This is a genomic window from Micromonospora sp. NPDC005305, from assembly GCF_040607315.1.
Classification (GTDB): domain Bacteria; phylum Actinomycetota; class Actinomycetes; order Mycobacteriales; family Micromonosporaceae; genus Micromonospora.
In genome coordinates this window covers 226685-238842 of the sequence record NZ_JBEXGL010000003.1, presented here as the reverse complement: position 1 = coordinate 238842, position 12158 = coordinate 226685, and the positions used below count along the sequence as shown (strand labels likewise).

At 71.4% G+C, this 12158-nt stretch carries 8 protein-coding genes; 6 read left to right on the top strand and 2 right to left on the bottom strand.

The window, feature by feature from the left end:
- Positions 1–42: 42 nt before the first annotated feature.
- A complete protein-coding gene (locus ABZS80_RS07095; protein WP_355054874.1) occupies positions 43–1707 on the top strand; it encodes a right-handed parallel beta-helix repeat-containing protein in 1665 nt (554 codons plus the stop codon).
- Positions 1708–2027: 320 nt separating this feature from the next.
- Here ABZS80_RS07095 and ABZS80_RS07090 read toward each other — a convergent pair whose 3' ends face one another.
- Complete coding sequence (locus ABZS80_RS07090; protein ID WP_355055066.1) at positions 2028–3212, bottom strand: epoxide hydrolase family protein; 1185 nt, start codon at positions 3210–3212, stop codon at positions 2028–2030.
- A 198-nt stretch (positions 3213–3410) separates the two neighbouring features.
- Between ABZS80_RS07090 and ABZS80_RS07085 the strand changes: the two genes are divergently transcribed.
- The 5 genes from ABZS80_RS07085 (at position 3411) to ABZS80_RS07065 (ending at position 10956) form a co-directional block, all read left to right on the top strand.
- Positions 3411–4067, top strand: a complete 657-nt coding sequence (locus tag ABZS80_RS07085) for an HAD family hydrolase (protein WP_355054873.1) — start codon at positions 3411–3413, stop codon at positions 4065–4067.
- A gap of 181 nt (positions 4068–4248) precedes the next feature.
- A complete protein-coding gene (gene rph, locus ABZS80_RS07080; protein WP_355054872.1) occupies positions 4249–6846 on the top strand; it encodes a rifamycin-inactivating phosphotransferase in 2598 nt (865 codons plus the stop codon).
- An 84-nt stretch (positions 6847–6930) separates the two neighbouring features.
- Complete coding sequence (locus ABZS80_RS07075; protein WP_355054871.1) at positions 6931–8901, top strand: KUP/HAK/KT family potassium transporter; 1971 nt, start codon at positions 6931–6933, stop codon at positions 8899–8901.
- A 374-nt stretch (positions 8902–9275) separates the two neighbouring features.
- Positions 9276–10472 (top strand): D-alanyl-D-alanine carboxypeptidase, encoded by a 1197-nt coding sequence (locus tag ABZS80_RS07070; protein WP_355054870.1) that lies wholly within the window; start codon positions 9276–9278, stop codon positions 10470–10472.
- 64 nt (positions 10473–10536) lie between these two features.
- Positions 10537–10956, top strand: coding sequence for a PPOX class F420-dependent oxidoreductase (locus tag ABZS80_RS07065; RefSeq protein ID WP_355054869.1), 420 nt, complete (start codon positions 10537–10539; stop codon positions 10954–10956).
- A gap of 52 nt (positions 10957–11008) precedes the next feature.
- Here ABZS80_RS07065 and ABZS80_RS07060 read toward each other — a convergent pair whose 3' ends face one another.
- Positions 11009–12061 (bottom strand): FAD-dependent oxidoreductase, encoded by a 1053-nt coding sequence (locus tag ABZS80_RS07060; protein WP_355054868.1) that lies wholly within the window; start codon positions 12059–12061, stop codon positions 11009–11011.
- Positions 12062–12158: the final 97 nt, after the last annotated feature.

Below are 12158 nucleotides of genomic sequence, written 5' to 3'. Positions count from 1 at the left end.
GCACGCCCGCCGGTCGGGCCGCCGCCCCGAGGAGGGGATGCCGTGTCGGATCAGGTGACGCCGGCCGCGTCCGGCGTGCGCCCGTACGCCGTGGCCGGGGCGCCGCTGCTCTGCGACGCCCGGGACCACGGCCTGACCGGTGACGGCACCAGCAACGACCAGCCGGCGCTCGCCGCGCTGGTCGACCGGCTCGGCGACGCGTACGCCGCGGACGGGCGCGCCCGCGTGATCTACTGCCCGCCCGGCGTGTACGCGATCCGCGACGCCGGCACCGTCTGGCGCAGCGGGGTGTCGCTGATGGGGGCGGGACCGGGCGCCACCCGGTTCCTGCTGAGCAACGACGCCAACCGGGCCCAGCCGGTGCCGCTGGCCTTCTACACCGCCCGGGAGCACGGGGCGAGTCCGGACCGGCCCCTGGCCTACTGCACGTTCGCCGACTTCGAGATCGACGGATCGGGGGTGGCATCGGCGGAGTACGACCCGCTGGCCAAGGGGCTGGGGTTGCAGTATGTGAACGGTGGGCTGTTCCGGAACCTGTTCATCCACCACACCGCCGCCACCGGCCTCGGCTGCGACTTCCTGCAGGACACCCTGGTCCAGGCGGTCCGCGTGCTCGAGTGCGGCCGGATGGACAACGGCCTGGAGATGGGCGGCGCCGGTATCGGCATCGGGGTCGGCGGTTGGGGCCCGGTGGAGCGGTTGACCGTCGCCAACTGCGTGGCCGTGGGCAACGCGACCAACGGCATCTTCCTGGAGATGCAGAACTCCGACCGGCCGCCGCCGCGGGGCATCCGGATCGTCGGGTGCCACGCCGAGGGCAACCGGTTCGGCATCTCCGACTGGGGCGTCGACGGGCTCATCGTCACCGGGTGCACGATGGTCGGGAACCTGGAGGCCGGCTTCCAGGTCTCGGCGAAGGGCACCACCGGGATCCCCGGCAAGGGGGGCCTGCTCACCGACTGCCTGATCGACGGGAACCTCCGCGACGGGGTGAGCATCGGCAACACCGCCGGCCCGTACACCGTGCGCGGCAACCGGATCAGCGGCAACGGCCGGTACGGCTACCACCACCAGGACCTCGGCGACAGCGACCAGCCGGCCGCCGAGGAGATCGTCATCGAGAGCAACGACATCTGGGGCAACAGCCTCGACGGCATCCGTTTCGACCGGCCGCTGCGGGACGCCGTCATCATCAACAACCGCATCCGCAACAACGGCCGCCAGTGCGCACCCGCCGCCATGGGCGGCGGCGAGTCGGTCCGCTACACGGAGAACCATCTCGTCGACCAGGGCGCGAACTGGCCGGCCGACGGCCACCGCGGCAAGGTCCTCCGCGTCGGCAGCCGGTACGCCGTCGTCGCCGCCAACGACGCCACGAGCCTCACCCTCGCCCCCAACCGACCGGGCATCGACACCTCGTGGAGCGCGGACACTCCCCCGCCCAAGACGCCGTACGAGCTGCCGGCCGCCCCCGCGGGCCGCGGCGGCATCACCATCAACGCCGCCTCCGACTCGGTCACCATCCGCGGCAACCTCATCCGCGACACCAGCTCGGGCACCCAGCTCAGCGGGATCTGGATCACCGAGCGGGGCAGCTGCATCAACTGCCGGGTGGTCGAGAACGACCTGGACGGCAACCGCACGGCGATCCGGGCCGACACCCCGGCGGTCGGCGGCCACTGGGCCGGCAACCACGGCGACCAGTGACCGCGCGGCGGCGCCCTGCACCACCTGGCCGAGCTGGCCGCATCGACGTCCCGGGCCGAGACGTCCGCCGGTTGACCACCCGGCGGCCGACCCACCGCGACCCCGGCCGGAGAGCCGCGGGCAGTACCGACACCCCCCCCCCGAAGGACCAGCATGACCGACACGGCCCGCCAGTCCGCCGGCGCCGCGGACCCGACCGGGCTCGCCGCCCGGGCCGCCGCCCCCACCGCCGCGGAGCCGGCGCCCACCGGCGTCGGCCTGAGCCGCCTGCAGCACATCTACCGGGAAGGGATGCTCGGGCGGCGGCCGGTGCGTGCCGCTCAGGACGGGCCGGTGGTGCGCAGATCCCGGAAGAAGGCGCGGATGTCGCCGACGAGCAGGTCCGGCTCCTCCATGGCGGCGAAGTGGCCTCCTCGGTCGAACTCCGTCCAGCGGACGATGTTGTTGCTCCGTTCGGCGATGTGGCGCAGCACGAGGAAGTTCTCCCGCGGGAACGAGGCGAACGCGGTGGGGGCCGGTGAGGGCTCGGGCGGCTCGCCCCAGTAGGGCGCGTGGGCGCGCTCGTAGTAGAGGCGCGCGGACGAACCAGCCGTCCCGGTGAGCCAGTACAGCATGACGTTGGTGAGAAGGTGGTCGCGGTCGACGGCGTCCTCCGGCCGGTCGGCGGAGTCGGTCCACTCCTTGAACTTCTCGGCGATCCAGGCGAGCTGGCCGACCGGCGAGTCGGTCAGCGCGTACGCGAGGGTCTGTGGCCGCGTGGACTGGATGTCGGCATAGCCCTGCTTGTCGCGGTTCCACGCCCGCATCCGCTCCCAGGAGGCCCAGGTCCGCTCCCGTTCGGCGGGGCTCAGGCCGGCGAGTTCCTCCTGGCTCGGCTCGGCCGCGGCGCCGGCACCGGCACCGGGGATCAGGTTCAGGTGGACGCCGATGACGTTGTCGGGGCGGACACGACCGAGTTCCCGGGAGATGACAGCTCCCCAGTCGCCGCCCTGGACCCCGTGGCGGTGGTGACCCAGGCGGCCCATCAGCTCGGCGAAGGCAGCCGCGACACGGCGGTACTCCCAGCCCGTCTCACGGGTGGGGCCGGAGAACCCGAAGCCGGGGATGCTGGGCAGGACCAGATGGAAGGCGTCGGCCGGGTCGGCGCCGTGTGCTCGGGGATCGGTGAGCGGGCCGGTGATCCGCTCGAACTCCACTATGGATCCGGGCCAGCCGTGCGTGATGGTCAGGGGCGTGGCATCCGGTTCCGGGGAGCGGATGTGCGCGAAGTGGATGTCCGCGCCGTCGATGGAGGTCTTGAACTGCGGCCACTGGTTCAGGCGGGCCTCCGCCGCTCGCCAGTCGTACCTGTGCCGCCAGTGGTGCGCGAGCTCGCGCAGGTAGTCCCGGGGGACGCCGTAGGCCCAGCCGACGTCGGGCAGTTCGTCCGGCCAGCGTGTGTGGTCAAGGCGCCGCCACAGGTCGTCCAGGTCGCTGTCCGGGATCGCCACGCGGAACGGCCGGATGCACTCCTCCGGTGATCTGGTCATGTCGGCGCAGCCTAGGACTCGCCCGAGGGGCCGCTCTGCCTCGGGCGGCTCGCCGGGACATCCGTCACCGCGCACGCGTACCGACGTCCGTTTGGCGCCTTGACGATCATGAATGAGGTTCCGGCACCCCGTCTATGATCCACTGTAGGCGCGACGGGGACGGAGGAACGCGCGGTGATCGACGCGGTGTTTTTCGATGTCGGCGGAACAATTCTCGACGAGACCCGCGAGTTCGGATCCTGGGCGGACTGGTTCGGCATTCCACGGCACACGTTCTCGGCGGTCTTCGGTGCGGCGATCGCCCGGGGCCTGGACTGGCAGGAACCGTTCCGGGTCTTCCGCCCCGATTTCGACCTCGCGGTCGAACTCGAACGCCGCGCAGCCGCCGGCAGACCCGAGTCGTTCGCCGAGGAGGATCTCTACCTCGACACGCGGTCCTGCCTGGCGGCCTTGAAGGACCAGGGCCTGTTCGTGGGCCTGGCCGGCAACCAGCCGGCTCATGCCGAGGCGACCCTCCGCGCTCTCGACCTGCCCGTGGATGTGATCGGCACGTCGCACGGCTGGGGCGTGGCGAAGCCGTCACCGGCCTTCTTCGAGCACGTCATCCGTGCAGGGGGTGGCGACGCGTCGTCGATCCTGTACGTCGGCGATCGGCCCGACAACGACGCACGCCCGGCCCTGGCGGCCGGCATGCAGGCGTGCCTGATCCGGCGCGGTCCGTGGGCTCACATCCTCGACATGCCCGCCGTGGCGGAGCAGTGCCTGTTTCGCATCGATTCCCTCGACGAACTCCCGAGCCTGGTGGCGAAACACAACGCGGCAAGCGGCTGAATCGCCGCTGGTGCGGGAGAAATGACATCGACGACAACCCGAGAGCTCCAAGAAGAGAGCTACAAGAACTTCGTCCCACTTTAATGTATATCGGACCGGGGGCCTTGCGGCAAGACCCGGGTGGTGCCGCAGAATCGTCGGCCGGACCCAGGAACGGACGAAGAAATGGGGCACGACCGCGATGACCGAGCAGTACGTGTGGGGCCTCCATGAGGTCGACGAGCGGCAGATCGCGATCGTCGGCGGCAAGGGCGCGCATCTCGGCGCGCTGACGCGGATCGACGGCATCCGCGTACCGCCCGGCTTCTGCGTCACGACGGACGCCTTCCGGCGGATCATGGCCGAGGCGCCGTCGATCGACGACCGGCTCGATCAGCTGTCACGCCTGAAGCCGGACGACCGGGAGGCGATCCGCGCGCTGAGTGCGGAGATCCGCCGGACCATCGAGGGGACGGCCCTCCCCGACGAGGTGGCAGCGGGGATCAGCCGGGCTCTCGCCCAGGTCGGTGAGGGGGCCGCCTACGCCGTCCGGTCCAGCGCGACGGCGGAGGACCTGCCGACGGCCTCCTTCGCCGGCCAGCAGGACACCTACCTGAACGTCATCGGGACGGCCGCGATCCTCCGGCACGTCAGCCGGTGCTGGGCCTCGCTCTTCACCGAGCGGGCCGTGATCTACCGCCTGCGGAACGGCATCGACCAGGGCAGCGTCCAGATGGCCGTTGTCGTGCAGAAGATGGTCTTCCCGCAGGCGTCCGGCGTCCTGTTCACGGCCGATCCCGTCACGTCCAACCGGAAGATCGCCTCCGTGGAGGCCAGCTTCGGCCTCGGCGAGGCCCTGGTCTCCGGGCTGGTGAACGCGGACGCCTACAAGGTGCGCAACGGTGTGATCGTCGACCGGGCGATCGCCACCAAGCGGCTCGCCGTCCACGCCCTACCGGCCGGCGGGACGACGGAGCAGGCGATCGACCCGGCCCGGCAGGAGCAGCCGGCGCTCACGGATGCGCAGGTCGTCCGGCTGGTGGAGCTGGGCCGGCGGATCGAAGCCCACTTCGGCCACCCGCAGGACATCGAATGGTGCCTGGTCGACGACGACCTCCAGATCGTCCAGAGCCGACCGATCACCACGCTCTTCCCCGTCCCCGAGATCGGCGACGGAGAGAACCACGTCTTCATCTCGGTCGGCCACCAGCAGATGATGACCGACCCCATGAAGCCCCTGGGGCTCTCCATGTGGCAGCTGACGGCCATGGCGCCGATGTATGCCGCCGGTGGGCGGCTGTTCGTCGACGCGACCCGGGCGCTCGCGTCGCCGTCGAGCCGCGCCGGCCTGCTGGAGATGGCGGGAAGATCCGATCCTTTGGTCCGGGACGCGCTGGAAACCGTCATCGACCGTGGCGACTTCATCCCGTCGCTCCCCGATCCGACTCCTGCCGCGCCGCGCGCCGGCGGCGCGCCGGCACCCATCGAGACCGATCCGGCCATCGTCACCGACCTGATCGAACGCAGCCAGGCGTCCCTCGCCGACCTCCGGCGCGACATCGCCACGACATCCGGTCCGGCGCTGTTCGACTTCCTCCTGGCGGCCTTCCAGGAGCACAAACGGCTCCTGGGCGATCCCCGGAGCATGCAGGCGATCATGGCCGGGATGGAGGCCACCTGGTGGCTCAACGAGCAGTTGCAGGCGTGGCTGGGCGAGAAGAACGCGGCCGACACGCTCACCCTGTCCGCGCCCAACAACGTCACGTCGGAGATGGGGCTGGCGCTCCTGGACGTCGCCGACGTCATCCGCCCGCACGCGGAGGTGGTGGCCTTCCTGCAGAAGGTCGAGGACGAGGGCTTCCTGGATGAGCTGGCCACGCTCCCGGGCGGCCGGGAGGCGCGGGACGTCATCCGCGCCTTCCTCGACAGGTACGGCATGCGGTGCGTCGGCGAGATCGACATCACGAGGCCGCGCTGGAGCGAACGTCCCAGCACCCTCGTGCCCGTCATCCTGGACAACGTCCGGAACTTCGAGCCGGGCGCTCGCGAGCGGCGCTTCGACCAGGGGCGCCGGGAGGCGGAGAGGAAGGAACAGGACGTCCTCGAACGCCTTCGGGCCCTGCCGGACGGCGAGCAGAAGGCGGACGAGACCAAGCGGATGATCCGCCGCGTCCGCACCTTCATCGGGTACCGGGAGTATCCGAAGTACGCCATCATCAGCCGCTACTTCGTCTACAAGCAGGCCCTGCTGGCGGAGGCCGAGCGCCTCGTGCGGGCGAACGTGCTTCGCGAGAGCGAGGACATCTTCTATCTCACGTTCCAGGAGCTGCACGACGTCGTGCGCACGCACCGGGCGGACGATCAGCTCATCGACCGGCGGAGGAACGCGTTCAGGTCGTACCACGCGCTCACGCCGCCCCGGGTGCTCACGTCGGAGGGTGAGGGAATCACCGGGGCGTACCGACGCGACGACGTGCCAGCCGGCGCGCTGGTCGGCCTTCCGGTTTCCGGCGGGGTCGTCGAGGGGCGGGCCCGGGTCGTCCTCGACCTGGCCGACGCCGACCTCGAACCGGGCGACATCCTGGTCACCGCCTACACCGATCCGAGCTGGTCACCCCTGTTCGTCGCGATCGCGGGGCTGGTGACGGAGGTGGGCGGCCTCATGACCCACGGCGCGGTGATCGCCCGGGAGTACGGCCTGCCCTCGGTCGTCGGCGTGGAGCGGGCGACCAGGCTGATCCGGGACGGGCAGCGGATCCGCGTGCACGGCACCGACGGCCACGTCGAGATCCTGGACTGACGAACCACGGCAGAGCGGATTGCCCATCGGACCAAGGTTCGGAGGTCCGGGGTGGGGACGGCCGGGAGTTGGTATGCCTATGGGATGGCGGAGCGCGCAGGCGACGAGCAGCCCGGGGCAGCTGCCCCGGAGCCCGCGGCGGGCGGTGGGACGGCGGCCCGGGCGGGCCGCCGGACAGCGCGGCTGGGGTTGCTGCTGGGCGCGTTGGGGGTGGTCTACGGCGACATCGGCACGAGCCCGCTGTACGCGCTGAAGACGGTCTTCACCCTCGACCGCAACCTGACACCGGACGCCCCCGACGTGTTCGGCGTGATCTCATGGGTCTTCTGGTCGATCATCCTGATCGTCTCGGTCAAGTACGTCATCTTCATCCTGCGGGCCGACAACGAGGGCGAGGGCGGGGTGATGGCCCTGGCCGCCCTCGCCCGGCGGGCGCTGCTCACGGTCAGTGAGCGGCGCGCCGAGACCCTGCTGGCGCTCGGAGCGCTCGGCGCAGCCCTGTTCTACGGCGACAGTGTGATCACCCCGGCGATCTCGGTGCTGTCGGCCGTGGAAGGACTCGAGGTGATCTCCCCGACGCTGGAGGTGGTGGTCCTGCCGGCGTCGGCGGTGGTCCTCACCCTGCTGTTCGCCATCCAGCGCTGGGGCACCGGACGGGTCGGGGCCGTGTTCGGGCCGGTCATGCTGCTCTGGTTCGCCTGCCTGGGCGTCGCCGGCGCGGCCGAGGTGATCCGTCACCCCAGCGTGCTGGCCGGGCTGTCACCGACGTACGCGGCCCTGTTCGTCGTCGACCACCCGATGATCGCATTCATCGCGATGGGCGCCGTGGTGCTGTCGATCACCGGCGCCGAGGCGCTCTACGCCGACATGGGGCACTTCGGTCGCGCTCCGATCCGCCGGGCCTGGTTCGGGGTCGTCTTCCCCGCGTTGACCCTGAACTATCTCGGCCAGGGCGCACTGATCCTCCGGGCGCCGGAGAGGCGGGACAATCCGTTCTTCCTGCTGCTGCCCGGCTGGGCGCAGCTGCCGATGGTCGTCCTGGCCACGGTGGCCACCGTGATCGCGTCCCAGTCGGTGATCTCCGGGGCGTTCTCGGTGTCCCGGGAGGCCATGCGGCTGGGCTTCCTGCCGCACCTGCGCATCCGGCAGACCTCGCGCCGCCAGTACGGCCAGATCTACGCCCCGGGGGTGAACTGGGGCCTGTTCGCGGCGGTCCTGGTGGTGGTGTTCGCGTTCGGCTCGTCCACGAACCTCGCCGCCGCGTACGGGGTGGCGGTCACCGGTACCTTCATGATCACCACGACCCTGTTCCTGGTCGTCGCGCGGGCGCGGTGGCGCTGGAGCACGCGGCGGCTGGTGCTGTTCGGCGTGGTCTTCGGCAGCATCGAGCTGACCTTCTTCACGGCGAACCTGGCCAAGGTCACCCACGGCGGTTGGCTGACGCTGCTCATCGCGGGCGTCCTGTTCACGGTCCTGCTGACCTGGCGACGCGGCGCCGAGCTGGTCACCGCCCGGCGGATCGAACGGGAGGGCCCCCTCCCCGAGTTCCTCGACAGCCTGCACGCCACGAACATCCCCTGGGTGCCGGGCACCGCGGTCTTTCCCCATCCGAACAAGGAGACGACGCCCCTGGCGTTACGCGCGAACGTCGCGCACTACCACGTCCGGCACGAGCGAATTGTGATCATCACGGGTCGCACCGCCAACGTCCCGCACATCCCCTGGGACCAGCGCCTCACCATCGACGACCTGGGCGACCCGAACGACGGCATCATCCACATCGACGCCCTCTTCGGCTTCCAGGACCCCACCGACTTTCCCGAGGTGCTTCGCCGCGCGGCCACCCATCCCCACGCCCAGGAGATCAACCTCGACCTGGACCAGGTCTCCTACTTCGTCTCGAGGATCACGCTGCGGTGCACGCGCCAGCCCGGCATGGCCGTCTGGCGCAAGCGCCTGTTCATCGCCCTCGCCCACAACGCCGCGAGCCACACCGAGTTCCTCCACCTGCCCGAGGAACGCACCATCGTCCTGAGCGCCGAGGTCGCGGTCTGAGCGTGCCCCGATCAGGGTGCGCGGCCCACGCCAAATGGGCTACGGGCAAACAACGCCCTGGCGTTATCGTCGTCGACCGGCGCTCCGGCACCAAGGCGGCGACATGGAGTTCATTTCGACGAAATGACGACAGGCTGCTCACCCATCCCGTCCGGACCCGCCCGCGACCCCCGTACCCGCTGGGCCGGAGAAAGACCAGCTGCGGCGATTTCGCCGGTCGTGGGCGCCGGGAAATCGCGCTCGCGGAGCCTCCCGAACGGCACAAGCCGATCGAAGGAGTGCCAGCCGGGCCGAGGCCGGAATTCTCGCCCTCCCCGGACCACTTTCTGCAACCGGGCCGGTGCTCGCATGGCGAGCGATTACGGTGCATTGACGTGACCATCATTCGCATTGTCGCGGTGGCGCTCAGCGCTTTCCTGGCTATGCCCGCCGCCGTTTCCGCGTCGCCGGTGCGGACGGCCGCACCGTACCTGCCCTGCCCGGCCGTGAAGCCGCCGGTTGCCCCACCGGCCGCACCGTCGCCGCCGCCGGTCGGTCCCGCCGACCTGGCCGTCGGCGGCGAGTCGCTGGCGACGGCGGGACTGTCCATCCCGGCCGGTGCGCCGATGGCCCCGGCGGTGACCGCCACCTCGTGGCTGGTGGCCGACCTCGACAGTGGCGCGGTGCTGGGTGGCTGCGGACCGCACGAGCACCGCACGCCGGCCAGCGTGCAGAAGATGCTGCTCGCCGCGGCCCTGATGCCCCACCTCGACCCGACCCGGGTGGTCGAGGTGACCCGGGCGGACCTGCAGGATCTGGATCCGGCCAGTTCGGTGATGGGGGTGGTGCCGGGCGCACGGTACTCGATCGAGAGCCTGTGGCTGGGGCTTCTCCTCAAGTCGGGTAACGACGCCGCCAACGTGCTGGCCCGCGTCGGCGGCGGCAGCGCCGGCCGGCAGGGCGGCGTGCAGGCGATGAACGACGAGGCACACCGGCTGGGCGCACACCAGACCCACGCGGTGACACCGTCCGGGCTGGACGGCCCGGGCCAGTACACCAGCGCGTACGACCTGGCGCTGATCGCGCGCGCCACCTACGCCCGCGCGGACTTCCGGCGGTACATCGCCACCCGGGTGGCGGAGGTGCCGGCAGGGCCGGGACGGCCCGGCTTCTCCCTGACCCACGACAACACGCTGCTGGACCACTATCCGGGGACGCTCGGCGGGAAGACCGGCTTCACCGACCTGGCACGGCAGACGTACGTGGGGGTGGCCGAGCGCAACGGCCGGCGGCTCGCCGTGACGCTGCTCGGCGCGGAAACCGCGCCGCTGGGCAGCCTGGGCGAGGCGGCGGCGCTGCTGAACTGGGGCTTCGCCCTCTCCCCCGACGCGTCGGTCGGTCGCCTGGTCGCTCCGGACGAGAAGAAGTACGACCGTCCCGTCGCCCAGGTCAAGGCCGAGCAGCAGGGGCCGGCGCGGACCGGACGGTCGACGTCGTGGGTGGCCGTCGTCGGCCTCGGCGCCGTCGCTGCCCTGACCGTCCTGCTCCTGACGGCGCCCCGGCGACGCAGGGCGGCGCGGGCGAAGCCGTAGCAGGCGCGCGCGGCCCGGTGGTTGCGTACATTGCGGAGGTCACGCCGTCGCGAGGAGGAGAACCATGTCGAAGCCGCCGCTGCCCGAATCCGCGGTCACCATGCTCCGGAAGGCGAACCCCGCGGTCATCGCCACGCTCCGGGCCGATGGTCAGCCGGTCTCCGCGGCCACCTGGTACCTGTGGGACGACGGTCGGATCATGGTGAACATGGACGAGGGCCGCCGCCGGCTGAGCCACCTCCGCAACGACCCCCGGGTCACCCTGACCGTGCTGGACGGGCAGGCGTGGTACACCCACGTCACGATCCTCGGGCGCGTTGTCGAACTCCGCGACGACGAGGACCTGGCGGACATCGACCGGCTCTCCCAGCACTACAGCGGGCGGGCCTATCCACGGCGCGATCGGCGGCGGGTGACCGCTGTCATCGAGATCGACCGCTGGCACGGCTGGGGTGCGCTGAAGGACAACGACCAGGTCGGCTGACCCGGGCGTGCCGACGACGTTCGGCCCGTGAACGGGTACCCGCCGCCGGGGGTCAGGCGAGGGCGGGCGCCGCCAGAAGCCCGCGCAGCTCGCGGACGGCTGCCCGCCCGGCGCGGTTCGCGCCGACCGTGCTGGCGGACGGCCCGTAGCCGACCAGGTGGATCCGGGGATCGGTGACCACCCGGGTGCCGTCCATGACGATGCCGCCGCCGGGGCCGCGCAGGCGCAGGGGCGCCAGGTGGTCGAGCGCCGGCCGGAACCCGGTGCACCAGAGGATCACGTCCACGTCCTGCGCGGCACCGTCACGCCACCGGACGCCGCGGGGGACGATCTTGTCGAACATCGGCAGGCGCCGGAGGAGACCGCGTTCCCGGGCTTCGCGCATCTGCGGTGTCCAGGCCAGCTCGGTCGCGCTGGCGATGCTTCCCGGGGGCAGGCCGGCCCGTACCCGGGCGTCGACCTTGGCGACCACCTCGCGCCCGTAGTCCGAGGTGAACGGCCCGTCCCGGAACACCGGCGGGCGGCGGGTGACCCAGGTCGTCGTCGCCGCGACGTCGGCGATCTCGACCAGGAGCTGCACGGCGGAGGCTCCGCCCCCGACGACGACCACCCGCTTCCCGGCCAATTCCGCCGGTCCCCGGTAGTGGGCGGTGTGCAGCTGCCGCCCCAGGAACGTGTCCTGTCCGGGGTAGTACGGCACGAACGGCCTGGTCCAGGTTCCGGTCGCGTTGATCAGTGCCCGGGTGATCCAGGTGCCCCTGTCGGATTCGACGAGCAGTCGTCCGTCGCCGGCGTTCCGGACCGCCGTGACCGCGACCGGACGCTGGACGTCGATGCCGAATTCACGCTCGAAGGCGGCGAAATAGGCCGGCACCGCGTCGGCGGCCGGCTCGTCCGGCGGCGGCGGCGTGAAGTGCATTCCGGGCAGGTCGAAGATGCCGTGCACGGTCGCCATGCGCAGCGTCGGCCACCGGTGCTGCCAGGCCCCGCCGGGCGCCGCGTCGGCGTCCAGAAGCGCGAAGTCAAGACCTGAGGAGCGCAGGTGGTACGCGCTGGACAGCCCCGCCTGCCCGGCGCCGACAACCACCACATCCGTCTCCGGCATGTGTCGCACAACATCTCCGGCTCACCCGGGACTTCCCCCGGGCGATGGATCTCACACCGGCCGGACGCGGCGGTCGGGGCGACGACGCACCTGCCGG

Bases quoted from the DNA above. Each gene is read 5' to 3' on its own strand.
- rph (WP_355054872.1), top strand. From the start codon at position 4,249: ATGACCGAGCAGTACGTGTGGGGCCTCCATGAGGTCGACGAGCGGCAG.
- ABZS80_RS07075 (WP_355054871.1), top strand. From the start codon at position 6,931: ATGGCGGAGCGCGCAGGCGACGAGCAGCCCGGGGCAGCTGCCCCGGAG.
- ABZS80_RS07065 (WP_355054869.1), top strand. From the start codon at position 10,537: ATGTCGAAGCCGCCGCTGCCCGAATCCGCGGTCACCATGCTCCGGAAG.
- ABZS80_RS07060 (WP_355054868.1), bottom strand. From the start codon at position 12,061: ATGCCGGAGACGGATGTGGTGGTTGTCGGCGCCGGGCAGGCGGGGCTG.